We start from the raw sequence: 25,739 nt of genomic DNA on the forward strand, positions 1-25,739 counted from the left end.
TCTGCAAAGATACGTTGTTGAATTTTGTTTTTCTATGCAAAGTCGACTATCTTGGCTGCTTACTATTTTCTTGATGGAATTTTTAGATATTATTTTAGGTGTATTTTTAGTTTATGGACTAGTTCGTGGCCTTTGGAACGGTCTTTTTGTAGAATTTGCTTCTTTGGTTTCGCTGCTTTTAGGAATTTATATTGCAATAAAATTTTCTTTCCTTACCGCAGATTTTCTTTCAGATCTATTTTCTTGGAATCCAAAAACCATAGCCATTTGGGCTTTTATATTGACATTTATTGGAGTCGTCTTGGGCGTTTCGTTATTGGCAAAATTTTTTACTTCGATTGCCAATTTTGCAAGCTTGGGATTGCTAAATAAAATTGCGGGAGGAATTTTCGGCGTGTTGAAAATGTGCCTTATCTTAAGTTTTGCTTTGGCTTTGTTCCAAAAAATCAATTTCAACCATACGTTTGCTGAAAAGAAAACGCTAGATGATTCACTATTTTACAACCCGATTTTAAAAATTTCAGAGTTTGTCTTTCCTGTTTTTGAAGAATGGTTTGATGAGTTGAAGAAATAAATTTTAGATTTCTGAGCTTAGATTGACGAAACCGTTATCTCTAAAAGATGGCGAATTTTTGATTTTTGATTGCGAACTCCAGACTCAAATCATAAATCTAAAATCACAAATTCCAAATCTACTTTATCTCTTTCAAAGCCTCTTTACTGATCCAGCCTTCTTTTTCATCTGCCAATTGGATTTTTCTCCAATTATCCAAAACTTCTATAACCTGAACTTTTGTTCCTTCATGGAGGATGAAAGCATCGTCGGCATTTTCTTTAGGCTCATTCTTTACGCTAATGGTATCGGCAAAAATTATCGCCGGTTTGTCATTTTCATATCTCGTTTTTTCGGCTATCGCTGAAGCTACGCTGATAATCAATCCGATCAAGGCAATAAATAATCCGACAAAGAAAATACGTTTCAACATTGTCGCGGCAGAAAAATAATACCCAATAAAAAACAAAAGAAAAATCACCGAGAAGCCGATAGCAATTTTAGCCCAGCCGTCATACGTATGGGAAGAGGTAAAATCATGGATGACTTTTCCAAATCCGACTTCTTGTACTGGCTTGATTTCATCAATTGTCATGTTTTGGGCAAATTGCAGGTTGTTTTTTGCCTCTGAATAGCCCGGATTAAGCAACAGGGCCTTTTCGTAATTATAAATCGCTGGAGCCGTCTTATTTAGTTTATAGTAAGCGTTTCCAAGATTGAAATACAATTCGGCTGAGTGCTTTTTGGTTTTCAGGACATTTTCATAGGCTTTTACAGCTTCTTCAAATTTATCTTGGCGGTATAATTTGTTTCCCGCCTCGAAATTATCCTGAGCCCAGAAAATTTGGGTAAAAAGCAATAGTATGTAGAATACGTTTTTCATTTTTTTCAATTTTCAATTCATAAAGGAATCATCAATTGTTAGATTTGTTTTTCCAGTTCGGAAATCACGGTTACGGCCTTGTCAAAATCCTGCTGGATGGCAACGCTTGAATACGGTGCGTATCTTGCAAATTCACAGTTTTCTGTCAGATTTATAAAATCATCGATGGTTTCTGGCCGTGCATTTCTCTCTAAAAGAATTTCTCTGATCTTATCTTTGCTCATTTCCGAAGTCTCAATATGCAACTTGGCTTTTAAGAAATTGTGCAATGCCTTTTCGAGAGCAATATAAAATGGTTCTTTGTTGTTGATTTGTTTTTTAGCTTCCGAAAGGTATTTTTTAGCCAATCTGTTTGACATTTTTCTTTTATTGCCCACAACATCGCTGTCGATTGCCTCTTTTTTCTTTTTAGCCAAAACAATAATCGGAATAAAAAGGAATGGCAGGAATAACAATGTATAGAATAATCCCGAACCAAAGAAATCATCTTTATGAATCGGTTTCAATTGTGTCTTAAGCGCTATAAATCCAAATTGGTTTGTACTTTTCACAGCTTGTTTCGTGGTTCCAGAGCCTGGCGTAGCAGCAACAGCTGGATCGGAAGATGTCGGTCCGTCCAAAACCTTGATTACGATATCTTTAGAAGTTATCGTTTTATAGGATTTTGTAGCGAGGTCGAAATACGAGAACGACAATCCCTTGATGGTATAATTTCCTTGATATTGCGGAATAATCGTGTATTTATCTGATATTTTGCCTTGCATTCCTGAAAGTGGTGTCGAAACTTGTTCATTATGCACCGGATCGTACATTTCTAGTGCGCTCGGAACAATCGGTTTTGGCAAAGTGAATAGTTTCAAGTTTCCTTTTCCAGAAACGCTGATGTCTAGATCTAACGATTCGCCGTGCTTCAATTCGGTTTTAGAAGGTTTTACCACAAAATCAAACTGACCAACCGCACCTGTAAAATCTTGAGGTTTTCCAGTTTCTGGCAAGGCTTTAACGCTAATGATTTTGCTTCCTGCGGAAACAGTTTTGTTGGCCGTTACAAATTGGACTCTCCCAAAGATATCCCTACGGTTCGTCGGCTGATCGACAACAATATCTAACGAAAGTGGTTCAATGGTAAGCTTTCCAGATTTTTGAGGATATAAAACGGTTTTGCGCAAGACGACATAACGGTAATCTTCGCCGTTGTATTTTCCGTTTTCGACCACCAGATTTTTGATATCAATATTCTGGCTCCAGAAATCATTGAATTTCGGACTGTCGATTTCTTTCCAGTTCCTAACGCTCACATTATTGCTGACATATAGCTTGTATACTACGGTTATCGGCTGGTTGAGATACGGATTTGCGTTGGAAATTTCGGCAATAAGATGGATTCCTCCGCTCGGCACATAATCCGGACTGCTCGGATCTTTTGATTCATCGACAGCAGCGGTCACGTTTATTTTTATCGGTGCAGTTTTGTAGGTCTGTCCTTTGATTTCTATCGTTGCCTGCTTTATCGTAAGCGACCCGCGTTGTAGCGGAAGCAGAATGTAAATGTACGATTTGTTGAAAGTAGCTCTTCCGTTGATCCAAGTCTGGCTTACTTGCTGGCTTGGCCCACCGACAACGCGAAAGCCTTCGAAAGAAGGAGGCGTAAAATTGTCTCCGTCTTCATTCATGACGAAATCAATTCGAAGCCGCTCGTTTATCCCAAGTGTCTGCTTGCTGACTTTCGCCTCAAACTGAACTTGAGCCGATAGCCCTTGAAAACAGAGTAAAATTAATGCTATTATATATTTTCTCATCACAATCAACATCTATTACCAGTCTTTTTCTGTTTGAACAGGCTTGCCTTTTACTTTTCGGGCATTGACCTTGTCTTGGATTTTCTTTTCTTCATTATTTACGGCATCGAGCAGGTTTTCAATTCGTTGTTTTGACGGACTGTTGCCTGGCTGCGGTTTCGGCTGGCCTTTTTGGTCGGAATCTTTGTCTTGTTTTCCGTCGCCATCTTTGCCGTCCTGCTTGTCTTTTTTATCGTCGCCTTTTCCTTTATCGTCTTTTTTATCTTTATCTCCTTTGTCTCCGTCTTTTTTGTCGTCTTTTTTATTTTCCTTGTCCTTATCATTCTCTTTTTTATCCTTCTCCTTCTTTTTGTCGTCTTTTGGCGGTTCCGGATTGTTTTTCAAATATTCTTTTGCTAGCGCATAATTGTATCTCGTCTGTTCGTCAGCTGGATTATTTCTTAAGGCATTTTTATACGCTTCGACGGCATCAGAATATTTCTTTTCGGTCATGAAAATATTCCCAAGGTTATGAAACGCTTTGTGTTTTTGAGGTTTCGTCTTGGCATTTTCGATAGTTTTTACATACGCTAGTTTTGCTTCGCTTGGCTGCTTCTGCTTGTAAATCGTATTTCCCAAATTATAGGACGCCATCGCTTTTGTAGGCGATTTGGATAATGAAATCCTATATTCGGCTTCAGCATCAGCATAGTTTTTTTCTTTAAATTCTTTGTTTCCTTTTGGCAAATTTTTGTCTTTTTCCTGTGCTATGGCTGCAAAGGAAAAAAATAGAACTGCATATAGCAATAGCTGTTTCATATTATTCCTTTTCATTAAATAAATTCATCTTTTTCACCCAGGTTGTTTTTTTCTCCAAGAAGAAAATATCTAAGAAAAACAAAAAGAAGGCGATTCCCAAAAGCCATTGGAACTGCGATTGGTAGTTGGCAAATTGCTTGGTCTCGAATTCGCTTTTTTCGATATTATCCAAAGCATGCTTCACATAGTCGATTACTTCTTTGGTATTATTTCCGTTCACATAACCGCCTTTTGTGTTTTTGGCAATTTCTTTTAAGGTAGTTTCGTTGAGTTTTGTCACGACAATCTGGTCATTTTGATCGCGCTGGAAACTTTCGACCACACCATTTCTTTTTAATGGAATCGGGCCTCCTTTTTCAGTACCGACACCAATGGTTATGATCTTTAGGCCGTTCTTGTTTGCTTCTTCTGTCGCATCTTCAATTCCTTCGGAATGGTCTTCTCCATCAGAAATCATGATGACCAACTTGCTAGTCTTGCTGTCTGGATTAAAATAAGTCGACGACAACTGGATTGCTTCGTCGAGCGATGTTCCTTGAGACAAAACCATTCCAGGATTCATGCTCTGGAGGAACATTTTCGCCACGCTATAGTCTGTCGTAATCGGTAAAACTGGAAAAGCACTTCCGGCATACGCTACGATTCCTATTCTGTCACTTCCAAGCTGATTGATAATCTGCGAGACAATCTGCTTGCTTTTTTCTAAACGGTTGGGTGCGACATCTTCAGCCAGCATTGATTTTGAGACGTCAATAGCGAAAACAATATCAATTCCTTCTCTTTTAACGGTTTCTACTTTGGTTCCTAGTTTAGGGTTTACTAATCCTAAAATCAGACAAGCCAGTGCCAAAAGAAAAACCGTAATTTTTAGCGTTGATTTGAAAACCGATTTTTCAGGAGTTAATTTTTTGACCAATTTCAAATCTCCAAATTCTTTCTGCTTTCTTCTTTTCCAATAGAGATTGAATAGGAAAATCAGCACCAGAATAGGGATGATGATCAAAAGGTATAAATATTTTTTTTCGTCTAATTCGTCGTACATAATTTTTTAAATAAAGCTTCTAAAAACTGTATTTTTCAATAGAACTTCTAGCAATAAAAGCAAACCTGCAGCAATTGCAAAAGGCCTGAATCGTTCATCATAATTGTAGAATTTTTGTTCTTCAATTTCTGTGGTTTCCAGCTTGTTGATCTCATCATAGATAGCTTTCAGGCTCTGATTATTCTTGGCTCTAAAATATCTTCCGTCTGTATTCCTTGCAATTTCCTTCATTAATTGCTCGTCGATTTCGACTTGCATCATTCTGTAAACGAATTCTCCGTTTGGACCAATCGCGTATGGAGATTCAGCCATTCCAGTGGTTCCAATTCCGATCGTATATACTTTTATTCCGTATTCTCTTGCGATATCAGAAGCCATTCTTGGGTCTATAAAACCTGAATTGTTGACTCCATCCGTAAGCAAGATAATCACTTTGCTTTTTGCTTTGCTGTCTTTCAAACGGTTTACTGCAGTTGCCAATCCCATACCGATTCCGGTTCCATCTTGCAGAAGTTGATCGTATTTTACGCTATTCAACGCATCAAGGACTACAGCTTTGTCGCTGGTCACTGGCGTTTTGGTGTAGCTTTCCGCAGCATACACAACCAATCCGATTCTATCGTTTGGACGGGCTTCGACGAAATCTGAAGCGACTCTTTTCAAGGCTTCCAGGCGGTTCGGTTTCAAATCGCGCGTTAGCATACTTCCAGAAACGTCAATAGACATCACGATATCGATTCCGTTTGTAATGTTGGTCTTGTTACTGATGTCTACACTTTGCGGCCTCGCCAAAGCAACGATCAAAAAGCTCAATGCCAGAATCCTGAAAACAAACAATAAAGGTTTCAATTTTGCCAAAACTGACGGTTTTGCCTTGAATCCTTTTAGCGAGCTTACCTTTAACGAGGCTTGTTTTTTTCCTTTCCAGATCTGCCAAGCAATAGCAATCGGAATCAGGACAAACAGCCAGAAAAACTCAGGGTTTAAAAAGGTAACATTCTTCATCTTAGTTTACTCTTTTAAGTTCGACTGAGTTAATTATCCTATCGGAGATTTTGGAGCCGAATTCATCATTATTACGATAGGTGATGATGATTTCCTGAAGGCCTCCTTCTTGTGCAAATACCAAGATTTCATAACCGATCTTGATTTCTTTATCGCTGTCTTCTTTAAAAATGACCATCGACCCATAGGCTTTTATTCCTGTAATGCCTTCTTTGGTGTCAAATTGGTCTTGTTTTACGAAAACATCTTTGGCTTTATATTGTTTTTCAAACGACTTGATTTCTCTTTCGATTACTTTTTCTAGTGGTCTGCTCAGCGTGTCTTTAAATGATGTTGTCGAAACATTTACAGATATTTCATCGAAAAAGCTTCCATACGAGAAGGCTTGGCTTTCTTTTACGCCCATGTCTTTTCTGCCGTTCGGAAGTTTAGTCCTTTTTAATACTTTTGGCGTTTCCATGGTCACCGCAGGATTACCATAATCGCTCGTGATCCATTCGCCTTCGTATAATTCTTTTGTCGGATGTCCTAAAATAGACTCTAATCCTTTAGTCGTGATAAAATAAGTGAGCGTTCCTACAACCAAAAAGGAAATTGTAAAAACCGCGATAGCAATCTTGCGTTTTCGTTTTTTCTTCAACAATAATTCTTTTTTCTGTGCATCCAGCATCAGCATCTCGTCGTCTTCCTCTTCTACTTCTGGTATGGCTTTGTGTAATGTAAAAATTGTCTTTTCTATCTTTTTTCTGTCTTCGGCTATCTCGAAATCAAGCGGTTTTGATTTGGCAAATTTTACCAAATCGGCCTGACGCAAAACGCGCTCAAGATTTTCTACCGTTTCTTGAGAAATCTTCATTTTCTTTCTGACTGCGGCATTTCGTAATCCTATGATAACTTCCGAAGTCGTGCTTTCCATGGCTGGAACTTGAATTTCTTCTTCGATATACGTTCTGGCAATATCAGTCAATTCAGAATAATAATTTTTGACTTCTCCTTTTTGCCAAAGTTCTTTTTGCTCCAGATTTTTAAGCAAGCCTACCGCTTTTTCAATCGGTGTTGCATATACAATGGCTTCTGGCTTTTCTTTCTTTTTGCGGTTTTTAACGAAATAATAAATCAAGTATCCGATTCCTGCCAAGAGCAATATTCCGAGAAGGTATTTCCACCAATTCCCCATCGACTCTTTAACCTCTGCAATTCCTTTGATGTCATACATTTTTTGTTTTAATGTATCGACTTTGACTCCGGCAATGGCAACAAAAAGAGAATCTGTTGCGAAGGGCTTGTTGTTAATCAATACTTTCAAACTTGGAATCAGATATTTTCCAGAATCAAATTGTGTCAACCCGTATCTCTTGGTCAGCAGATAGCGGTCTTTTTCTTTAACGGTATCTGTTGGATACGATTCCAAGACTTCTAACTGGCCGAAATTAGTTCCTTCCGGAAATACGACGTTCGACAACGTATCGACCGAAGTTTTTAGCGTAAGGTTGATTTGTGCCCCTATTTTAACCTTGGTAGAATCTACGGATGCCGTTACCCGTTTTTGCTGTCCGAAAGCAAATGTCCCAACCAATAAAAAGAGCAGTATGTAAAGGGTGTTGTTTTTCATTTTTTTAGTTCCTAATCTTTATTCATGAAAGGGGGAAAAAAGATTAACCTCTCGATTTAAAATAGCCCAATAATTTTGTCACGTAGCTTTCGTCTACTCTAGAATTTACAGTTCCCGAGCCGCATCTGCTGAATGTTTCCTTGAAATATTTCATTTTCTCCTGATAATATTTTTCATATTCCAGACGAACTGATTTGGAGCCGGTGTTAACCAACATCGTTTCGCCTGTTTCGGCATCCAGCATATTGACCATTCCGATATTTGGCATTTTTTCTTCTCGGGCATCATATACTCTAATTCCCGTCAGGTCATGTTTTTTTCCGGCAATTTTCAGCGTATGCTCATAATTATCATCTGTCATAAAATCTGAAATCACAAAAACAATGGCTTTCTTTTTTATGACTCCTGACAAAAATTTCAATGCCTGTGACAGGTTTGTCTTATGACTTTTAGGCTTGAATTCAATCAACTCGCGAATGATTCTCAAAACGTGCGATCTTCCTTTTTTAGGAGGAATGAACAATTCAATTTCATCAGAAAATAGGATCAGCCCAATTTTATCATTGTTCTGCGTTGCTGAAAAGGCCATAGTTGCAGCAATTTCTGTCACAATATCTTTCTTGAAACTGTTCTGCGTACCAAAACTTTCCGAACCACTGACGTCTACCATTAGCATCATGGTCAACTCTCTTTCTTCTTCGAAAACTTTGATATACGGTTCATTATAGCGCGCCGTAACATTCCAATCAATTGCACGCACATCATCTCCAAATTGGTATTGGCGGACTTCGCTGAATGTCATCCCGCGTCCTTTGAACGATGTATGGTATTCTCCCGAAAAAATATGATCGCTCAATCTTCGGGTCTTGATTTCTATTTTTCGTACTTTTTTGAGTAATTCCTTTGTATCCATTTTTGTTAGTTGATAGTTTTTAGTGGATAGTGAATAGTTTTTAGTGGATAGTTTTTAGTGGATAGTTCGTTTAAACAAGAAGAACCCTCAACTATAAACTATAAACTGTCAACTATCAACTTTCTAAGGTACTTCAACTTCGTTTACGATCTTGTTTATGATATCAACAGAAGTAACGTTTTCGGCTTCGGCTTCATACGTAATTCCGATTCTGTGGCGAAGCACGTCATGTACTACCGCACGGACATCTTCTGGAATTACATAGCCTCTACGTTTGATGAAAGCGTAACATTTAGCCGCATTGGCCAAGTTGATACTTCCACGAGGTGAGGCTCCAAAGCTGATCAATGGTTTCAGGTTTTCTAGTTTGTATTTTTCTGGATAGCGGGTCGCAAAGACAATATCCAGAATATATTTTTCGATTTTTTCATCCATATACACTTCACGAACGGCTTCTTGAGCGCGAAGAATCTGGTCGGTTGAAATTACCGGATTTACTTTTTCATAAGAGCCTTTTAGGTTTTGGCGAATAACCATTCGCTCTTCATCGATTTTTGGATAATCGATAACTGTTTTTAGCATAAAACGGTCTACTTGCGCTTCTGGCAAAGGATACGTTCCTTCTTGCTCTACAGGATTTTGTGTAGCTAAAACCAAAAATGGCTTGTCTAGCTTGAAAGTCGTATCGCCAATCGTCACTTGTTTTTCCTGCATGGCTTCCAATAGTGCCGACTGCACTTTTGCGGGAGCACGGTTGATCTCATCTGCCAAGACGAAATTAGCGAAAATAGGTCCTTTCTTGATGGAAAAGACATTGTCTTTGATATTATAAATCATGGTTCCCACAACGTCGGCAGGAAGCAAATCTGGTGTAAACTGAATACGGCTGAAAGAACCTTGAACTGCTTGCGAAAGCGTATTGATAGCTAATGTTTTTGCCAATCCCGGAACGCCTTCCAGTAAAATATGCCCTTGTCCCAAAAGCCCAATCAACAATCGTTCTACCATGTGCTTCTGACCTACGATGACCTTGTTCATTTCCATCATCAACAAGTCAATAAAAGCACTTTCTCTTTCTATTTTTTCATTAATTGCCCTAATGTCTAATGCAGTAGCATTTTCTTCCATAATCTGATATTTAAAAGCCGTGAAATTAGTATTTAATTTTAACAGTGCAAATTGAAAATTTATTTAAAGGTAAGTTGTTAACATTACGTTAAAATACATTTGAATGGCTTGGTTTTAAGGATGATTTATGATTTTGTTTTCATAAATTTAAAAACTCAAAACTAATCATCGTGAAAACAACATTATCTCCCATAATTGCGGGAACTATGAACTGGGGCGTTTGGGATAAAAATCTCACAACTTCCGAAATGGCAAACATGATTCACGTTTGCCTCGAAAATAAAATCACCACTTTTGACCACGCCGATATTTATGGAGGTTATACTACGGAAGCCTCTTTTGGAAAGGCTTTTACAGAAAGCAAAATCGACAGAAAAAAAATACAACTAATCTCAAAATGCGGCATCCAGCATATTGCTGAAAACAGAGACAACAAAATCAAGCATTATGATTATTCGAAAGAGTACATCATCTGGTCGGTAGAAAATTCATTAAAAAATCTGCATACTGACTATCTTGATGTTCTTTTGTTGCACCGTCCAAGTCCATTAATGCAGGCTGATGAAATTGCGGAAGCTATAGCGAAATTAAAATCAGAAGGAAAGATTCTTGATTTCGGACTGTCTAACTTTACGCCTTCGCAAACTGACCTCATCCGTTCCAAAACAGAAGTCAGCTACAATCAGGTGCAATTTTCGGCAACTGACTTCAAAGCCATGCTTGACGGAAGCCTCGATCACATGCAGGTTCACAATATCCGTCCTATGGCATGGAATCCGCTTGGAACTGTTTTCAGGGAAAAAACAGACCAGACTAGACGATTAAAAACACTTTTGGCAGAGTTGGTTGGAAAATACCATGTAGGTTCTGATACGATTCTTTTGTCATGGGTTTTGCAACATCCGGCCAAAGTGATTCCGATTGCAGGAACGGTAAATGTTTCGAGAATACAGCAATTGTATAAAGCCACAGAATTCAAGTTGGAGAAAGAAGAATGGTTTGCCATCTGGACAGAAAGCATGGGAAATAAAGTTCCTTAGAAACACAAACTTTTTTATAAAATGTTGAATCTTGAATTTTAAATTTTCAACAAAGAAATAAAATAATGAAAACAGTACTAATAACAGGTGCCACCAGCGGTATCGGAAGAGCTACGGCTATTGAATTAGCAAAACACAATTTTAAATTGATTTTGTGCGGCAGGCGCGAAGACCGTCTGGCAGAATTGCAACTTGAATTGGAACACCGCACGAAAGTCCATACTTTGAATTTTGACGTAAGGAAGAAAAAAGCCGTTCAAGAATCAATCGATTCTTTGCCAAAGGAATTCTCAGAAATCGACATCCTGATCAACAATGCCGGCAATGCACATGGGTTAGACCCCATTGAAAAAGGTGATTTGGAGGATTGGGACGCTATGATCGACATTAACGTAAAAGGACTCTTGTACGTTTCTCATGCCGTCATTCCAAAAATGGTCGAAAAGCGAAACGGACATATCATTAACATCGGTTCGACTGCTGCGAAAGAAGTCTATCCGAACGGAAATGTCTACTGCGCCACAAAACATGCTGTCGATGCAATCAACCAAGGCATGCGAATGGACTTGAACCAATATGGAATCCGTGTCGGAGGCATACATCCCGGAATGGTCGAAACCGAATTTTCACAAGTGCGTTTTAAGGGCGATGCTGAACGGGCTTCCAATGTCTACAAAGGATTTGAACCTTTAAAACCAGAAGATATTGCCGATATTATCCGATTTGTGATTACTAGGCCTTATCATATTAATATTGCTGATCTAATCGTCATGTCGACGGCCCAGGCTTCTTCGACGATTGTGAATCGTATTATCTAAAAATTGATTGTTCCATTTTTAGATTGTTACGATCTAAAAATCGAACAGTCTAAAAATCCAATCCATGATCAACAAGCGTCTGCTCATAAAAAATCTTCTCGCTCACAATGACGAGAGCAGCTTTTATGACAAAAAGCGCCAGCTGAATCTTCATACCCGCGAAGGAAAAGGAAAATTCTTAAAGCACATCTGCGCATTGTCGAATTCTAATCCGGCAAACAATTCGTATATCGTCGTAGGCGTTGAAGACCATGACAATGAAATTGTCGGGGATGATTTTTTTGACGACAGCCGCATCCAGAATCTTGTGAATGCTTTTTTAGAAAATCCGCCAAAAATCCAATACGAAAATGTTCCGTTTCCGAATCTTCCAAAAGACAAAGTCGTAGGTTTGGTAACGATAAAACCGAGCAAAAGGGTATCTTTCTTCAAAAAAGGAATTCATACCATTTTGGCAAAATCTACTTTTATACGAAGAGGAAGCAATTCGGTTCCTGTGGATGAAATTCCAAGCGATATCGGCAAAAATTACCAAAATATAGAAACCGTCATCAGCATTGAAAACAACTCTCGCAATAGTATCGAACATACTTTAGAAGGTGTCATCGACTTTATGAACAATCGCCATAAAGACATGTCTCCGAAGTATAAAGTTTTTAAGGAATTATTTGTCGTCTGCTGGGCCGGACATAAAAAGAAGGTCAAGGACAAAACCTATTTATCCCGCGTAGACATTGAGCTGGTCAATGAACAGGTGAAGCTTTTTTATTCAGCCCTAGATGAAGTTTCGATCGAATATGACAACCATACGTTTTCGATTACAGAATACCTTCCACTCGGACTGAATGACAAAACGAGTTACTATCCTTTAGAAAAACAGACGATTTCTTTTTACGACAACGGCTATTATAAAATCGAAACGCAGTTTCTTTTTGAGCCGCCGCAGTACAACAGAAAAGTACTTTTTCACATCTATAATTCCAACTTATCGCTTCTTTCCAAATTAGACAAAGGATTAGCCCTTTCCGAAAGAGAAAAAAAGGATCTAGAAAATCTTCCTTCTACCTTTATGATCTGCTATCTCAACGGATTTGAAGACGCCAAGCAAAAACTCATTGACGCTAAACCTTTGCTGAAAAGTTTCGAAAATCCGACAGTTTATGTGAGCTTTAAGGAAGCTATGCGAATCTTGCGAAAGATGAAATACGATACATCACTTGATTGACATCGATAGCGAGAATTTAAAAGCCAGATTGTCATTAAATTCTGGATGTGAGTAAGCTCCATATCGGTAATATACCCCAAACCCTAATCCGAGGTAAGCCACATTCATATAGTTGACTTTCAAAATATTGTCAATCTGCAGGCCTGTTTCCGTAAAAATCTTGTCTTTTGTCTTGAACCCTATCAATTGATGAGCGCTTTTGTTCGACAAATCTCCCCAGCCGATATTATTATGCCAAGTCACACCAGGCTGGAATTTTCCGGATTTGAAAAGCAGTCCTCCAAAATTGTGCGAAAGAAATAAGTTGACATAACGATCCGACAGGAATTCATACGGACGCAGAGTCTGAAACGTATTTTTCATGATAATTGCGGACTTGCTGTCATAACCTCCTTCTCCTGTAAATAAAAGTCCGTATGGTAACGGATTGTCAACAAAACCGGCTTCTAGGCGGTAATCCGTCTGGCCAAAATTCTTCGTGAAGAAAGACTGCTGGACCGCAACTTCAATTTTGTTGTAACTGAAATCACTGTCCATAAAATTCTTGATTCCTTTGGTATACGCAAGATTCAGAACCGGATAGGTTGTGCCCATCGAATACCTTTGGTTAAGGCTGTTTATGAATTTTTCCTTATAGGCAAATCTCAAGTTGATTGTCAAGTCTGAATTGGTATAATCCACAAAATTCTGACCATTATTTTGGAAGACATAATCGTACTTCGGATTGGTTTTCGTGTGGTTAAAATCTACCTTGAATCGCAAATATCGTAGGGTTCGAAAACTAAAGTTCAGGTTAGACTGTCGAATCATGTCGTATTGAAATCCGATATAATTCCTAAAATTATACAGACCAGGCTCATAATTATTTAAGCCATAGTTCCCCGTTTCAATAAGATTCTGCTGGAATTTTGCTCCGATCTTCATTTCGTTTTCTTTAGAAAGCTTATAGGAAACTTCACCTCCGTATTTCCAATCATGATCTTCCAATCCGTAGCCGAAAAATCCGCCGAGTTCTAAATTTTTGAACAACTTATCATTGGTATAGATGCCTGTGCCCAAACGAAATCCTTCGTATTTATTATAACTAAATGTTTTCGACAGGTCGATATCAATTGGTCCTATCGGAATCCTTCCTTGCGAAAATCGCTCCATAAAGGTCAATAGACCGTCAAAATTCGCTTTCTTTCCAATGCTATCAATGACTCTATACGTAGTTTCTTCGGTACGATTTAATTTTTCGGCTCGTGAGTTTGCCCAAAAAAGACTGTCTTTTTGGGCCGCATTTTCATCCATCCGCACTGATTCTAGCGAAAAATCCTTTTTCCGCAGTGGCACATCTACCTCAACCTGATCAATATAGCTTTTGCCGTCAATAAGCATTCCTATTCTTGGCGTCGGGAATTCGTTAAAAACCAACGCATAATTGAGCTGTTGCGGAAACCAATATTTATCGTCTACAAAGACATACTGTTGCTGTATCTTGATATCTATTTTACCTTTTTCAAAGGGCGAGGCAATCACATTCTGCACGGCATATTTGTTCGTGTTGATGTATAAAAACCCTTTTAATCCTTCGAAATTTTTATTCGGTAAGGGCTTAAATGACAGGATATAGACCGTATCTTTTTGCTGATAGATTGTATCTTCTATACGGAATTTATACTTTTTTAAGCTTCCATTGCTGATCGGGTTCAGATAGTTGATATTGAACAGCTTGATGTTATCTTTATAAAAAGAAAAAGGCTGGAAATCTGTTGCCAATGAAGCAAATGTAGGGTTCGTAAATCCGGACACTCTAGTTGCTACTACAACTTCTTCGCTGACATCTGGTTTTATAAATTTCCTATTGGTTACAGATTCCATCATAAAAAAGTGGCTCCCTTTTAGCTTTTGGCGCATAAAAATGCTGTCCCTTTTATCAGCCGATTCAGACCTGTAATCATAAATCAGCTTGTTATAAGACCGATATTTGAAAGAACTTATATTCTCCGGATTGTTGATTTCTTTATTCGCAATTACCTTTCTCATTATTGCATTGGCTGGATTTTCGCCAGATTCTATCACTACTTCCGTCAGGTCAAATTTTGATCGAACCAATGCAATCACTATTTCAGTATCTCCTTTTGAAACAGGCGTTGAAAAATTTTCATAACCCATATAACTGCAACTGATTGTTGAAATTGGAGAGGAACTCTTATAAGAAAAAAGTCCCTCAATATCAGAAGAAACCCCTTTGCGACTGTCACCATTAATCAATACCGTTGCAAAAGCTAAGGGCTCTTTAGTTTCAGAATCTATGATTTTTCCTTTGATAGTATTCTGGCCGTATAAAATTTGGCCCATAAGAAGCAAAAAAACAAGTAGGGGGAAGATGTTTCTCATAGCAATTTAAAAAAGTAAGAATTTTAAGTTAAATTTTATCATTCCTAACAAAACGATAAATATGAATTTTTCTTTTACATAGTCGATTGTTTTTATGATATTTGAATTCAATACTTTTAATTCAATGAACAGAACCCTAATCATTGGAGACATTCACGGCGCATTGAAAGCCCTGCACCAAATTTTCAAAAGAGCCGATGTAACCAATACTGACACTTTGATTTTTCTTGGCGATTATGTCGACGGCTGGAGCGAATCTCCCGAAGTAATTGACTTTTTAATCGCTTTAAAAACTACGCACAATTGTATTTTTCTGAGAGGAAACCACGACGATCTGCTATTGCAATGGTTGGAAGCAAAAAAAGACAATCCGCAATGGTTCAATCATGGCGGGCGGCTGACTATGGAAAAATACAACCTTCTGTCACAAGACGAAAAGCAAGTCCATATTGATTTTCTGAAAACGTTGGAAAATTATCATCTCGACGAGCACAATCGCCTCTTTATTCATGCAGGATTCACCAACCTCAACGGCGTTACGTATGAATATTTTCCGAAAATGTTCTATTGGGAACGAACATTATGGGAAAATGCCCTGTCCTTGGACAGCACTATAGAAAAAGACAGTCCATATTATCCAAAACGATTCAATCTTTACAAAGAAATATTCATCGGTCATACGCCGGTTACCAGAATTGGAGAAACTGTTCCCATCAACAAGGCCAATATATGGAATGTAGACACTGGCGCAGCTTTCAAAGGACCGCTGACGATATTAGATATTGATACTAAGCAGTTTTGGCAAAGCGATCCGGTCTATCAGCTGTATCCTGAAGAAAATGGCAGAAATTAAATTTGTTTCAAAAACTCATAAAAACCCATATATTTGCACAAAATCTTAATTATGAAGAAAATTATAACATTTGGTTTGCTTTTAAGTGCTTTTTTAGGAAATGCTCAAGCTTTTAATGGTAAAGGAGATAAAAAATTTCAAGTGGGAGCCAACTTTCAAGATCATGCAACAGGAATTATGGCTACGTATGACTATGGAATCGGAGAAAACATGTCTATCGGAGGCTATACTACTTATTTATTAGGCGTAGACGGCGACGGCTCAAAGTTTGAGGACCGATTTGACCTTAAAGCGCGTTTTAATGCTAACATCGGAAACGTGATGGGCTTGCCTGAAAATTTTGACATTTATCCTGGATTGGATTTAGGTTTACGAAATTTTGGCGGGCATTTGGGCGGACGCTATTTCTTCACCAACGGATTTGGCCTATTTACCGAATTCAATATTCCAATTGCAAAATATGAAAGCGACGTATTTGGCTATGAACATCTGAACAACCAATTCGTCTTTAGTTTTGGCGCATCGTTCAATCTATAATTGAACCTGCTTTATATAGAAAATCCGATTCAATAAGAATCGGACCTCTGAAATAATAACGAAAAAAGTCCCGGTGGTATCGGGACTTTTTTTATTCCGGTTGCAACGCAATGGTTACATTCTTCGGAATAACGTGACATACATCTGCAGTTACTGTTATCAAACCTGAAGCAAAAGATTGATAACCATTTGCAGATACTGTCAGAATATAATTTCCTGGCCTTTCAAATGCTCCGACAAAAGTTGATGTACTGGTCGATCCGTATTCTAATATTTCAGAATAGCTCCCATCCGTAGCAGTAACAACTACTCCTTCCTGAAGCTCCAGATTAGTAACGGCATCTTTGACTCTGACAACAAGTCCTGCACGAATTTCTTCAGTGCAGTTCACACTATCATTATCATCATCGCTATTGCACGAAAGCAGGATAACCATAAAAAAGAACAAAATATTTTTCATTCTCCATAGCAATTTCTATAGAGATGCAAAAAAACTGTCGAGGTTGCTTCAACTGCTTAAAAAAATTTCAACAACTGTTATAAATAGGTTAAAAATCAGTTGCTTTAAAAATGGCTCTGAACATTCTTCGTAAATTAGATATATTCAACCATCAATAAAATGACACTTTCAGACCGTTATAATTCCGTTAGAAAACATACCGAACATCTCTGTAGTCCATTAAAAACAGAAGATTTCGTACCCCAGCCCGTCAACTTTGTGAGTCCGCCGAAATGGCATCTGGCGCACACCACATGGTTTTTCGAGCAATTTATCTTGAAAGAACATCTTCCAGACTATACTCCTTTTGATGAGGACTTCAGTTTTCTTTTCAACAGCTATTACAATTTTGTCGGAAAGCGTGTTTTTAGGGCCGACCGAGGAAACATCACACGTCCGGGAGTACAGGAAGTTTTTGAATACCGCACGTATGTCGACATGCACATGCACATACTGCTGCAGCTTAAATCAGAAGAACTAAAAGAATTGATAGAATTAGGACTGAATCACGAACAGCAGCATCAAGAATTACTTTTGACTGATATAAAATACATTCTCGGAAACAATCCGATTTTTCCAATCTATGACGAAAATATCGAGTGGGAAAACCAAAAAAATGCCGAAAGCGGATTTGTCAAAATAGAAGAAGGCATCTATGAAATAGGTTTTGAAGAAGAAGGCTTTTCTTTTGACAATGAACATGGCAGGCATAAAGTATATCTGCATGATTTTGAAATTTCAAAGTCCTTGGTTACCAATTCAGACTATCTTGAATTTATCAACAGCGGCGGCTATCAAGATTTTAGTTATTGGCTGGATGAAGGCTGGTCATGGGTAACTGAAAACAAAATTGAAGCACCCTTGTATTGGCATAAAATTGACGGAGAATGGCACAGCTATACGCTGAAAGGATTAGAAAAAATAGATGCTGATGCCATCTTAACGCACATCAGTTTTTATGAAGCCTCTGCCTATGCTGCATGGAAAAAAATGCGACTGCCCACAGAATTCGAATGGGAAATCGCCGCCGATAAATTGGATTGGGGAAAACGTTGGGAATGGACAAACAGCGCCTATTTACCGTATCCTAATTTCAAAAAACCAGAAGGCGCTATTGGCGAGTACAACGGAAAATTCATGATCAACCAGATGGTCCTGCGCGGTTCTTCTTGCGCTACATCGCCACATCATAGCCGAAAATCCTACAGAAACTTTTTTCACGCAGACGAACGCTGGCAATTCAACGGCATCCGACTTGCAAAATAACTGCTTATGAACACAACGCCACAAATTTATACTACCGCTTTTGCGGAAGATGTCTTGGAAGGACTGACCGCAAAAAAGAAACATCTTTCTTCTAAATATTTTTATGATGATAATGGAAGCCATATTTTCCAGCAGATCATGAAAATGCCGGAATACTATCCGACAAATTGTGAATTCGAGATCTTGTCGGAGCAGTCAGAAAAGATATTGGAACGGCTTGAATTTAAAGGTAAATTCAATATCGTGGAATTTGGCTCTGGCGATGGCACAAAAACAAAACAGCTGCTTCAAGCGTTTTTGAATAAAAATGCTGATTTCACCTATATGCCGATTGATATTTCTGAAGAAGCTATTCTGATCTTAGAAGAAAACATCCGTACCTCGCTTCCAGAAATCAAAATGCAATCCAAGATTGGCGATTATTTTGAGGTCATAAAAGACATTTCAAAAGAGAACACGCCAAACTTATTCCTTTTTCTTGGTGGCAATATCGGAAATTATAAAAAAGAAGATGCCTTTGACCTGCTTCAGAAATTTGCTTCGGGCATGAAAAAAGGAGACAAGCTATTATTAGGAATTGATTTGCAGAAAAGCCCAAGAATCATACAAAAAGCCTACGATGATCCGCATGGTATTACGAAAGCCTTTAATATGAACCTGCTTCACAGAATCAATCGCGAATTGGATGCAGATATTGATGTGAGCCAATTTGATTTTTATTGCCATTACAATCCCGAAAATGGTGAAGTCAACAGCTATCTGTACAGCTTAGCGAAACAACGATTCTACAGCCGCGTGCTTAACAAGTCATTTACGTTCCAAAAAGATGAAACCATCTGGACGGAGCTTTCGAAAAAATATAGTTTTATAGAGATAGAGGAATTGTCCGAACAATTGGATTTTAAAGTACTTAAAAATTTTCTAGACAGTAAGCAGTATTTTACGGATAGCTTATGGGAGAAATAAGCAAAAATCATTCATACCATGAGTAACTTCTGCTTTTAGTCAAAACACACATGCCATTGGTCAAATATTTTTTTTAAAGAGCAATAATCTTCCCTTCTTTGCATAGTATTCCTAACTTTAATGAAGCAAGAGTATCTTCGCTCCTTTCCGCATGAAGAAAAATTCACAATACCGACATTGGCTATTTATAAGCATCTTTTGGTGCGTATTAGGCTTTGCAATATGGGCACAAATTATTCAAGATTTTAGCTTCTCGTATGCCGTCTACCAGACAATGCTTTTCTTACTATTTTCTATTACTATATCCCACACTCTTAGCGACATTTTACTGCCAAAAGCTCTGGATAGAGGTAAGATGCGGTTCTTTGTAGTACAATTCATTTTTATGGCGTTTCTTCTCGCCGGATGCCTGGCACTGATTTCTATTGTATTTGCGAGCCATGAAATAGGAGAACCTTTTCCACAATCCAAATTGCCAGTTTTAGAGCATTTTTGGTTTCGTTTTTATACTTCGATTCCAGCAGCTCTTTTAATAAACGGCACGGCTTGCGGTCTTCGTTTTTACCAAGAACATGGGATAATGGAGAAAAAGCATGCCTTGCTAAAGCAAAATCATTTAGAAGCACAAATTAAGATATTGCAAGACCAGATCAATCCACATCTGATGTTTAATGTGCTTAATCATATCCACATCCTTATGCAACGGAATGTACCTCTTGCTTCGGAATTGCTTATAAAATTTTCGGATATTCTGCGTTATCAATTGTATGAGTGCAATCGCGAATATGTACTGCTGGAAACAGAAGTCAAATACCTAAAAGATCTTGTGGGTGTTGAACAAGTGCGTTGGGGGAATGAATTAGATGTCGATTGTAGATGGGAAATCCAAAATGGCAATCTCCAGATTACGCCATTATTATTGATGCCTTTGGTAGAAAATGCTTTCAAGCATGTTTCTAGGTTGCCTCATGAGAACGGCTATGTTAATTTACTATGCAAACAAGATGGTGAGCATTTGATGCTAAAGATAGAAAATTCTTATACCGAACACTATAGAGCATTGTCGAATGACCATGGACTTGGATTAGAAAATGTGCGTAAAAGGCTCGACATCCAATATCCAGACCGTCATGATCTGACTATTGAAAAGACAGAAGATAAATTCACAATTATTCTTACTTTAGTGCTCAACTGATATGAACTTGAATCTAGAACAGCCATCGAAACCCCTAATTAAATGCCTCGTTGTTGACGATGAACCTTTGGCGCGCAATAGCATCATCGATTTTATTGAAAAAATAGATTTTCTAGAAGTTGTCGGTTCTTGTGCCTCTGCACTCGAAGCATCAGAATACATTCAAAACGGACAAGTAGACTTACTGTTTCTGGATATCAACATGCCTTATCTTTCTGGATTGGAATTTTTAGATTCTTTAGACCGGCCTCCGATGGCGATTTTCACGACAGCCTATTCTGAACATGCTTTAGAAGGATATCGTCTGCAAATTGTAGACTATCTGCTAAAGCCTATTACGTTTCAACGGTTTTATCAAGCTTCTTTAAAAGCACAGCAATTATATTCGTTGACTGCTTCGGCAAAACAGCAAGTTCCGGCTGATCCATTCTTATACATTCGCCAAGGAGAAGGTTTTCAAAAAATATCATGGGTTGACATCCTTTATATTGAAGGAATGCAAAACTATGCCAAGCTGCATTTTAAAAATCAAGTTCTAATCATTCACCAAACCATGATTTCGTTAGAAGAAACACTACCGAAAGAAAAATTTTTTAGAATTCATAAATCTTTTTTAGTCAATATCGACCATATCGATTCTATTGCTGGCGGGCGCCTTTCTATTAATAATCAGCAACTACCTATTTCAAGAGCACGCAGGGAAGCGCTCTTAAAAGAGGTAGTTTATAAAAATTTGCTGAGCCGTTAAGTCGCTAAAACTTCCATTTCAAAGCTGCAGCACCATAAAACGTAGTCGTAAATCTTGGATTAGCCATATCTTTTTCTTTAAAAATATCGCTTATCTTTCTATCGTTTGTCTGAAAAGAACGCGTCAAAGTAGAGCCAGCGGTCAATTCAAAAATCCAGTTTTCTCCTAATGTAAACTGAGGCCGTATCCCTGCTATTATTTGCTGATACCCTAACAATTTCGATTTTCCATCTTTCGTAATTTCAGCCGTCATGCCATCCAATTCAACAACGGCTTTCAGATCGAAATTAGGAACAAACCTATAACCTATTTCGGCTCCTTCTGGAAATGCAACCTTAAAATGCAATGCGCCTTGAGTCTCCCAATTAAGGTAAATGCCAGGCAATAGCATTGGAACACCAAAAGCATTAGTCAGCACCGGCCCAAATCCGAAAGCCAGATTAGGATTAAAATTTTTAATAAACAGTACACCTCCTTGTAAAAGGACATCGTCGATAGTAATTTGTTCCATATCAGTATATACTCCAACAGATAGAGTTGCCATCATTGACCATTTGCCACCGATAGGACGGATATGCTTCACTCCAACTTGAGCATTCATCAGCTTCGTCGGAAATAATTTCTCGTCATAATATTTGTTTTCCATAGCCGCATAGCTTCCCTGAAGATACAGCGACCATAATTTGGGCTTATTCTCTTCAATCATCGTAAGTGACAGCGGAATTTCCAAAGTGCCTTGTATTCTTTTAAAATTGCTTTTAGAGTCTGTCTTTACACTGTCGATTGGACGAACATAATTAGAAAAAGGCACATAATCTGCCTTGACTTGTCCTGAAATACCCGTTTGAGCTACGCCAATAATCGGCGTAAAAAATAGTACTAAATAAAAAACCTGTTTCTTCATGTCAAATTTATTTTTGCACGAAGTACGCGGTTCAACGGCACAACATAAAATTCATTTGACGAATGGCTCAGCCTTTATGACGAAAGGTTTTATTGCGGAAAACAAAAAGTCCTAAAACAAAAAGTCCCGCCAATTCTCATCAGCGGGACTCTTAATTATGTATGTTTAATTCTTACAAATCAAACTTGATTCCTTGCGCCAATGGCAAGTTTGTCGTGTAATTGATTGTATTGGTTTGTCTTCTCATGTAAACTTTCCAAGCATCAGAACCTGACTCACGGCCGCCTCCGGTTTCTTTTTCGCCACCAAAAGCACCACCAATTTCAGCACCAGAAGTTCCGATGTTTACGTTAGCAATTCCACAGTCAGAACCAGCAACAGAAAGGAATCTTTCTGCTTCACGCAAGTTGTTTGTCATGATAGCAGAAGATAAGCCTTGTGCCACGCCGTTTTGAAGATGGATCGCGTTTTCAACTTCTCCTGAATATTTCAACAAATATAAAACTGGCGCAAATGTTTCATGCTGTACAATTGCGAATGAATTGTCAGCTTCTGCAATTGCAGGTTTCACGTAGCATCCGCTTTCGTAACCTTCGCCAGAAAGAACACCACCTTCAACAATAATTTTTCCGCCTTCGGCAACTACTTTTTCTAAAGCCTTGTTGTACATTTCAACAGCGTGTGTATCGATAAGCGGTCCAACGTGGTTGTTTTGGTCTAATGGATTTCCAATTTTCAATTGTCCGTAAGCTGCAACGATAGCATCTCTTACTTTATCATAAATGCTTTCGTGGATAATCAAACGACGTGTCGAAGTACATCTCTGTCCTGCAGTTCCTACGGCACCGAAAACAGCACCGATAACCGTCATTTTAATATCTGCATCCGGAGTTACGATAATTGCATTGTTTCCTCCTAATTCCAATAAAGATTTACCTAAACGTCCGGCAACAGTCTGAGCAACGATTTTACCCATTCGTGTCGAACCTGTAGCAGAAACCAAAGGAACACGAACGTCAGAGGTCATCCATTCTCCTACTTTGTAATCACCATTGATCAAGCACGAAATTCCTTCTGGAAGATTGTTTTCTTTTAAAACTTCGGCAATAATATTTTGGCAGGCAACGCCGCATAAAGGTGTTTTTTCAGATGGCTTCCAAACACAAACGTCTCCGGCAATCCAAGCCAAAGCTGTATTCCAAGACCAAACGGCAACTGGGAAGTTAAACGCAGAAATGATTCCCACAACTCCCAACGAATGGTATTGCTCATACATTCTGTGTCCAGGACGCTCAGAATGCATCGTCAAACCATGCAATTGGCGAGACAATCCTACTGCGAAATCACAGATATCAATCATTTCTTGAACTTCTCCAAGACCTTCTTGCAAAGATTTTCCCATTTCGTAAGAAACCAATTTGCCTAAAGCTTCTTTTTTCTCACGTAATTTTTGACCAAACTGGCGCACGATTTCTCCACGCTGTGGTGCTGGCACTAATCTGAAAGTCTTGAAAGCTTCTGTCGCGCTTTTCATTACTTTTTCATAATCTTCTTTAGTAGTTGTTTTTACTTTTCCGATTAACTGACCGTCAACTGGAGAATAGCTTTCTAAGATTTCACCATTTGAAAACCAGCTGTTTCCTGTTGAAGTTCCTTCATTAATTGCTGCCAAGCCCAATTGCTGCAAGGCTTCAGTCATTCCGAATTGATTTGCTGTTGTTGCCATTTATAACTTTTTGATTGTAAATTGTAATATTTTTTGCGAAGTTATGATTTATAGGTGGATTTTGCGAATGAAAATGATTTTTTAGCAATAATCCGCCTTCCCTACCTTATAATATAATGTTTGCTTAAAACAGATTTCTTTTCTTGAACATGAATACTCCGAAAACAGATATCAAAAGCGAAATCAACAAGATAATCCAAAATCCGAAAGGACTGTCTTGGAGATTGTTCGGTACGTTCATTCCGTATAAACTTGCCACAAGCGTCGGAATCATCAGGATGATCGAGATTGAGGTAAGTCGTTTCATGATAATGTTCAGGTTGTTGGAAATTACCGAAGCATAAGCATCCATCATGCCTGTCAAGATATTGCTGTAGACATTGGTGGTTTCTTCTGCCTGGCGCAATTCGATTTCTACGTCTTCAAGCAAATCTGGATCAAGAACATCTTGTTGGTTTTTCAGATTTTTAATCCTGCGAAACAAGATATCGTTCCCTTTTAGCGACGTAATAAAAAATACGAGGCACTTTTCAATCTGCAGCAACGCCTGAAGCTCTTCATTCTTGATTGACTTTTCCAAATTGTTCTCGGCTAGTTTGATGCGCTGGTTGATATGCTTTAAGTATTTTTGGTACCATACGCTTGACGACAGCAGCAGCTTCAACACTAAATCATAGTGCGAAGTGATTGTTATTTTTTTGCGCTGGGTATAAAGTACAAAATCGTCGAGCATATCGTTGGGATGGAAACAAAGAGAAACAAAAACGTCTTCGTTAAATATCAGTCCCAGAGGAGCCGTATTGAACGGCAGCTTTGCATCGTCGCTTTTAAAAGGAATTCTCAAGACAATAAGATTCCAGCCGTTTTCAGTTTCGAGACGCGGACGCTCGTCAATGTCTTCGATGTCGTTATAAAACGCTTCGGGAATTTTTAACTCTTTGAGAAGGTAGTTTGTTTCTTCCGCTGTTGGAGAAACGGCATTTATCCAGCAGCTGTTTTCTGGATTTTGGGCGTGAATAAGCCCATTGTTGTTTTTGTAGAATGTGATCATAATGCAACGCTATTTCTAAGAACAGCTTGCAGAATGACATGCTGTCCTTAAATTAATGAAATGTTCTTCTGATAATAATCGTCCATTTTTCGGATAATTTAATTGTGGCGCGAAGGTAGAACTTTAAAAGTGAAGCTGTTGCTTTATTATGTTTTTTTTAGGACAGCCGATTCCGGCCTGAAATATTCACAAAAAAGCCTTTGGTTTAAATCAGCATTCAAACCAAAGGCTTTTAGAAATCGGAATCAGTTCTTACCTTTTTAAGGTATATTTTTTATCAGCTTCCATGATAGTGCCGCATTTAGTACAAGTCCTTAAGGTCTTGGAATTATAGAAATGCTGGAAATGAGGCAGGAAGTCCTTTTCGATATCCTTAAGCTCAAAATAGACTTCGTAAAGTTTATGATTGCAGTTGTCGCAGAACCAAAGCAGTCCGTCGGTATAGCCTTTTCCGGCACGCTTTCTTTCGATTACCAAACCGATTGATCCGGCAGAACGTACGGGAGAATGTGGCGTTTTTGCAGGATGCAGATACATATCGCCAGCATTCAGCTCCATTTCCTTTCGCTCACCATCTTCTTGGATGATTACTTTTATAGAGCCTTCGAGCTGGTAAAAAAGTTCTTCGGTCTCATTATAATGATAGTCTTTTCGGGCATTAGGTCCGGCGACAACCATTACGATATAATCTCCAGAATCTGCATAGATGTTTTTATTTCCGACAGGCGGTTTTAGAAGATGCCTGTTTTCTTCAATCCATTGGTTGAGATTGAATGGTTTTGAAATTGCCATAGCT

24 protein-coding genes are annotated in these 25,739 nt (G+C 38.4%); 10 read left to right on the forward strand and 14 right to left on the reverse strand.

Annotated features, from left to right (window positions below; translation table 11 throughout):
- Window positions 1-34 precede the first annotated feature (34 nt).
- A complete protein-coding gene (locus tag OLM56_RS03245; RefSeq protein ID WP_264528309.1) occupies window positions 35-574 on the forward strand; it encodes a CvpA family protein in 540 nt (179 codons plus the stop codon).
- A gap of 118 nt (window positions 575-692) precedes the next feature.
- Here OLM56_RS03245 and OLM56_RS03250 read toward each other — a convergent pair whose 3' ends face one another.
- From OLM56_RS03250 to OLM56_RS03285, 8 genes are all read right to left on the reverse strand, one after another.
- Window positions 693-1,436, reverse strand: a complete 744-nt coding sequence (locus tag OLM56_RS03250; protein WP_264528310.1) for an SH3 domain-containing protein — start codon at window positions 1,434-1,436, stop codon at window positions 693-695.
- A gap of 38 nt (window positions 1,437-1,474) precedes the next feature.
- Complete coding sequence (locus OLM56_RS03255; protein ID WP_264528311.1) at window positions 1,475-3,235, reverse strand: BatD family protein; 1,761 nt, start codon at window positions 3,233-3,235, stop codon at window positions 1,475-1,477.
- Window positions 3,236-3,250: 15 nt separating this feature from the next.
- The gene (locus tag OLM56_RS03260; protein ID WP_264528312.1) at window positions 3,251-4,033 is read right to left on the reverse strand and encodes a tetratricopeptide repeat protein; all 783 of its coding nucleotides are present in this window, start codon (window positions 4,031-4,033) and stop codon (window positions 3,251-3,253) included.
- 1 nt (window position 4,034) lies between these two features.
- On the reverse strand, window positions 4,035-5,075 hold the full coding sequence (locus OLM56_RS03265; RefSeq protein WP_264528313.1) for a vWA domain-containing protein: 1,041 nt from the start codon (window positions 5,073-5,075) through the stop codon (window positions 4,035-4,037).
- Window positions 5,076-5,081: 6 nt separating this feature from the next.
- Complete coding sequence (locus tag OLM56_RS03270) at window positions 5,082-6,080, reverse strand: vWA domain-containing protein (protein WP_121375617.1); 999 nt, start codon at window positions 6,078-6,080, stop codon at window positions 5,082-5,084.
- Between the two features lies 1 nt (window position 6,081).
- Window positions 6,082-7,692: a hypothetical protein gene (locus OLM56_RS03275; protein ID WP_264528314.1), complete on the reverse strand. Its 1,611-nt coding sequence runs from the start codon at window positions 7,690-7,692 to the stop codon at window positions 6,082-6,084.
- Window positions 7,693-7,735: 43 nt separating this feature from the next.
- Window positions 7,736-8,605, reverse strand: coding sequence for a DUF58 domain-containing protein (locus tag OLM56_RS03280; protein ID WP_182493057.1), 870 nt, complete (start codon window positions 8,603-8,605; stop codon window positions 7,736-7,738).
- A gap of 123 nt (window positions 8,606-8,728) precedes the next feature.
- Window positions 8,729-9,733 carry an AAA family ATPase gene (locus tag OLM56_RS03285; RefSeq protein WP_121375620.1) on the reverse strand — a complete coding sequence of 335 codons (1,005 nt, stop codon included), beginning with the start codon at window positions 9,731-9,733 and terminating at the stop codon, window positions 8,729-8,731.
- A 167-nt stretch (window positions 9,734-9,900) separates the two neighbouring features.
- Here OLM56_RS03285 and OLM56_RS03290 point away from each other — a divergent pair, with 167 nt between their 5' ends.
- The 3 genes from OLM56_RS03290 to OLM56_RS03300 all read left to right on the forward strand — a co-directional run bounded on the left by OLM56_RS03290 (window position 9,901) and on the right by OLM56_RS03300 (window position 12,816).
- The gene (locus OLM56_RS03290; protein WP_264528993.1) at window positions 9,901-10,773 is read left to right on the forward strand and encodes an aldo/keto reductase; all 873 of its coding nucleotides are present in this window, start codon (window positions 9,901-9,903) and stop codon (window positions 10,771-10,773) included.
- Between the two features lie 62 nt (window positions 10,774-10,835).
- Window positions 10,836-11,591 (forward strand): SDR family NAD(P)-dependent oxidoreductase, encoded by a 756-nt coding sequence (locus OLM56_RS03295; RefSeq protein WP_121375622.1) that lies wholly within the window; start codon window positions 10,836-10,838, stop codon window positions 11,589-11,591.
- A gap of 64 nt (window positions 11,592-11,655) precedes the next feature.
- Complete coding sequence (locus OLM56_RS03300; protein ID WP_264528315.1) at window positions 11,656-12,816, forward strand: ATP-binding protein; 1,161 nt, start codon at window positions 11,656-11,658, stop codon at window positions 12,814-12,816.
- Here OLM56_RS03300 and OLM56_RS03305 read toward each other — a convergent pair.
- Complete coding sequence (locus OLM56_RS03305) at window positions 12,805-15,159, reverse strand: DUF5686 and carboxypeptidase regulatory-like domain-containing protein (protein ID WP_264528316.1); 2,355 nt, start codon at window positions 15,157-15,159, stop codon at window positions 12,805-12,807. The genes OLM56_RS03300 and OLM56_RS03305 overlap by 12 nt on opposite strands.
- A gap of 163 nt (window positions 15,160-15,322) precedes the next feature.
- Here OLM56_RS03305 and OLM56_RS03310 point away from each other — a divergent pair, with 163 nt between their 5' ends.
- Window positions 15,323-16,051: a metallophosphoesterase family protein gene (locus OLM56_RS03310; RefSeq protein ID WP_121376252.1), complete on the forward strand. Its 729-nt coding sequence runs from the start codon at window positions 15,323-15,325 to the stop codon at window positions 16,049-16,051.
- Between the two features lie 51 nt (window positions 16,052-16,102).
- Window positions 16,103-16,588 (forward strand): DUF6646 family protein, encoded by a 486-nt coding sequence (locus tag OLM56_RS03315; RefSeq protein WP_264528317.1) that lies wholly within the window; start codon window positions 16,103-16,105, stop codon window positions 16,586-16,588.
- A 91-nt stretch (window positions 16,589-16,679) separates the two neighbouring features.
- Here the strand turns inward: OLM56_RS03315 and OLM56_RS03320 are convergent, their stop codons facing one another.
- Window positions 16,680-17,048, reverse strand: coding sequence for a carboxypeptidase-like regulatory domain-containing protein (locus tag OLM56_RS03320; RefSeq protein ID WP_121375626.1), 369 nt, complete (start codon window positions 17,046-17,048; stop codon window positions 16,680-16,682).
- Window positions 17,049-17,207: 159 nt separating this feature from the next.
- Here OLM56_RS03320 and egtB point away from each other — a divergent pair, with 159 nt between their 5' ends.
- From egtB to OLM56_RS03340, 4 genes are all read left to right on the forward strand, one after another.
- Window positions 17,208-18,353 carry an ergothioneine biosynthesis protein EgtB gene (gene egtB, locus OLM56_RS03325; protein WP_264528318.1) on the forward strand — a complete coding sequence of 382 codons (1,146 nt, stop codon included), beginning with the start codon at window positions 17,208-17,210 and terminating at the stop codon, window positions 18,351-18,353.
- Between the two features lie 6 nt (window positions 18,354-18,359).
- Window positions 18,360-19,319: an L-histidine N(alpha)-methyltransferase gene (locus tag OLM56_RS03330; protein ID WP_264528319.1), complete on the forward strand. Its 960-nt coding sequence runs from the start codon at window positions 18,360-18,362 to the stop codon at window positions 19,317-19,319.
- A 385-nt stretch (window positions 19,320-19,704) separates the two neighbouring features.
- Window positions 19,705-20,514: a sensor histidine kinase gene (locus tag OLM56_RS03335; RefSeq protein ID WP_264528320.1), complete on the forward strand. Its 810-nt coding sequence runs from the start codon at window positions 19,705-19,707 to the stop codon at window positions 20,512-20,514.
- A 1-nt stretch (window position 20,515) separates the two neighbouring features.
- A complete protein-coding gene (locus tag OLM56_RS03340) occupies window positions 20,516-21,262 on the forward strand; it encodes a LytR/AlgR family response regulator transcription factor (RefSeq protein WP_264528321.1) in 747 nt (248 codons plus the stop codon).
- A 4-nt stretch (window positions 21,263-21,266) separates the two neighbouring features.
- Here the strand turns inward: OLM56_RS03340 and OLM56_RS03345 are convergent, their stop codons facing one another.
- The 4 genes from OLM56_RS03345 to OLM56_RS03360 form a co-directional block, all read right to left on the reverse strand.
- Window positions 21,267-22,166, reverse strand: coding sequence for a DUF6268 family outer membrane beta-barrel protein (locus OLM56_RS03345; RefSeq protein ID WP_264528322.1), 900 nt, complete (start codon window positions 22,164-22,166; stop codon window positions 21,267-21,269).
- Window positions 22,167-22,338: 172 nt separating this feature from the next.
- Window positions 22,339-23,892 (reverse strand): aldehyde dehydrogenase family protein, encoded by a 1,554-nt coding sequence (locus OLM56_RS03350; protein WP_264528323.1) that lies wholly within the window; start codon window positions 23,890-23,892, stop codon window positions 22,339-22,341.
- A gap of 124 nt (window positions 23,893-24,016) precedes the next feature.
- Window positions 24,017-24,943 (reverse strand): magnesium transporter CorA family protein, encoded by a 927-nt coding sequence (locus OLM56_RS03355; RefSeq protein ID WP_264528324.1) that lies wholly within the window; start codon window positions 24,941-24,943, stop codon window positions 24,017-24,019.
- A gap of 252 nt (window positions 24,944-25,195) precedes the next feature.
- Window positions 25,196-25,735 carry a 3-hydroxyanthranilate 3,4-dioxygenase gene (locus OLM56_RS03360; protein ID WP_121375634.1) on the reverse strand — a complete coding sequence of 180 codons (540 nt, stop codon included), beginning with the start codon at window positions 25,733-25,735 and terminating at the stop codon, window positions 25,196-25,198.
- Window positions 25,736-25,739 lie beyond the last annotated feature (4 nt).

This window comes from Flavobacterium sp. N2550, from assembly GCF_025947265.1.
In the GTDB taxonomy this organism is placed as follows: Bacteria; Bacteroidota; Bacteroidia; order Flavobacteriales; family Flavobacteriaceae; genus Flavobacterium; species Flavobacterium endophyticum.

Excerpts from the sequence above, each read along its gene's own strand:
- OLM56_RS03245 (WP_264528309.1), top strand. The coding sequence starts at position 35 with ATGCAAAGTCGACTATCTTGGCTGCTTACTATTTTCTTGATGGAATTT.
- OLM56_RS03315 (WP_264528317.1), top strand. The coding sequence starts at position 16,103 with ATGAAGAAAATTATAACATTTGGTTTGCTTTTAAGTGCTTTTTTAGGA.
- OLM56_RS03305 (WP_264528316.1), bottom strand. The coding sequence starts at position 15,159 with ATGGGCCAAATTTTATACGGCCAGAATACTATCAAAGGAAAAATCATA.
- OLM56_RS03330 (WP_264528319.1), top strand. The coding sequence starts at position 18,360 with ATGAACACAACGCCACAAATTTATACTACCGCTTTTGCGGAAGATGTC.
- OLM56_RS03355 (WP_264528324.1), bottom strand. The coding sequence starts at position 24,943 with ATGATCACATTCTACAAAAACAACAATGGGCTTATTCACGCCCAAAAT.
- OLM56_RS03275 (WP_264528314.1), bottom strand. The coding sequence starts at position 7,692 with ATGAAAAACAACACCCTTTACATACTGCTCTTTTTATTGGTTGGGACA.
- OLM56_RS03300 (WP_264528315.1), top strand. The coding sequence starts at position 11,656 with ATGATCAACAAGCGTCTGCTCATAAAAAATCTTCTCGCTCACAATGAC.
- OLM56_RS03280 (WP_182493057.1), bottom strand. The coding sequence starts at position 8,605 with ATGGATACAAAGGAATTACTCAAAAAAGTACGAAAAATAGAAATCAAG.
- OLM56_RS03340 (WP_264528321.1), top strand. The coding sequence starts at position 20,516 with ATGAACTTGAATCTAGAACAGCCATCGAAACCCCTAATTAAATGCCTC.
- OLM56_RS03270 (WP_121375617.1), bottom strand. The coding sequence starts at position 6,080 with ATGAAGAATGTTACCTTTTTAAACCCTGAGTTTTTCTGGCTGTTTGTC.
- OLM56_RS03260 (WP_264528312.1), bottom strand. The coding sequence starts at position 4,033 with ATGAAACAGCTATTGCTATATGCAGTTCTATTTTTTTCCTTTGCAGCC.
- OLM56_RS03250 (WP_264528310.1), bottom strand. The coding sequence starts at position 1,436 with ATGAAAAACGTATTCTACATACTATTGCTTTTTACCCAAATTTTCTGG.
- OLM56_RS03335 (WP_264528320.1), top strand. The coding sequence starts at position 19,705 with ATGGCGTTTCTTCTCGCCGGATGCCTGGCACTGATTTCTATTGTATTT.
- OLM56_RS03345 (WP_264528322.1), bottom strand. The coding sequence starts at position 22,166 with ATGAAGAAACAGGTTTTTTATTTAGTACTATTTTTTACGCCGATTATT.
- egtB (WP_264528318.1), top strand. The coding sequence starts at position 17,208 with ATGACACTTTCAGACCGTTATAATTCCGTTAGAAAACATACCGAACAT.
- OLM56_RS03310 (WP_121376252.1), top strand. The coding sequence starts at position 15,323 with ATGAACAGAACCCTAATCATTGGAGACATTCACGGCGCATTGAAAGCC.
- OLM56_RS03350 (WP_264528323.1), bottom strand. The coding sequence starts at position 23,892 with ATGGCAACAACAGCAAATCAATTCGGAATGACTGAAGCCTTGCAGCAA.
- OLM56_RS03255 (WP_264528311.1), bottom strand. The coding sequence starts at position 3,235 with ATGAGAAAATATATAATAGCATTAATTTTACTCTGTTTTCAAGGGCTA.
- OLM56_RS03285 (WP_121375620.1), bottom strand. The coding sequence starts at position 9,733 with ATGGAAGAAAATGCTACTGCATTAGACATTAGGGCAATTAATGAAAAA.
- OLM56_RS03320 (WP_121375626.1), bottom strand. The coding sequence starts at position 17,048 with ATGAAAAATATTTTGTTCTTTTTTATGGTTATCCTGCTTTCGTGCAAT.
- OLM56_RS03265 (WP_264528313.1), bottom strand. The coding sequence starts at position 5,075 with ATGTACGACGAATTAGACGAAAAAAAATATTTATACCTTTTGATCATC.
- OLM56_RS03360 (WP_121375634.1), bottom strand. The coding sequence starts at position 25,735 with ATGGCAATTTCAAAACCATTCAATCTCAACCAATGGATTGAAGAAAAC.